This is a genomic window from Curtobacterium sp. MWU13-2055 (assembly GCF_023242305.1).
GTDB lineage: Bacteria > Actinomycetota > Actinomycetes > Actinomycetales > Microbacteriaceae > Curtobacterium.
In genome coordinates this window covers 1-409 of sequence record NZ_JALLIO010000020.1, presented here as the reverse complement: position 1 = coordinate 409, position 409 = coordinate 1, and the positions used below count along the sequence as shown (strand labels likewise).

Here is a 409-nt window from a genome sequence, read left to right as displayed (position 1 = left end):
CTGAAGAACGGCGCGAACTCCCTCACCGCCATCCAGAAGATCAACAACACCGAGATCGACCGCCAGACGCTGACGGTCAACATCCAGGACCTCTCCACCACCCTCGGGTTCCACGGCATCACCGCGGCCCCCGACGCAGGCACGGTCTTCACCAACGGCACCGAAGGCACCGTCACGTGGAAGTCGCAGCCCACGACCGGGAACACCGGCGTCGACATCAAGAACGGCGATTCGTTCTCCTGGGCCCTCACCCTGCCGAAGGGATACCGCGCCAACGGCCTCCCCGCCAAGGACGAGAGTGCGACGTGGAAGCACGAGTGGACCGCCGCCGACAACAGCAACGGTGAACAGGTCATCACGTTCCGGATCACGAACGTCTCCGGCAGGACCCTCACCGGCCAGGCAGCGG

General features: G+C 65.3%; 1 protein-coding gene. It reads left to right on the top strand.

Going from position 1 to position 409, the window contains the following annotated elements; genetic code table 11:
* On the top strand, positions 1-409 hold a 409-nt coding region (locus M4960_RS19135), incomplete at both ends, for a hypothetical protein (RefSeq protein WP_248705130.1).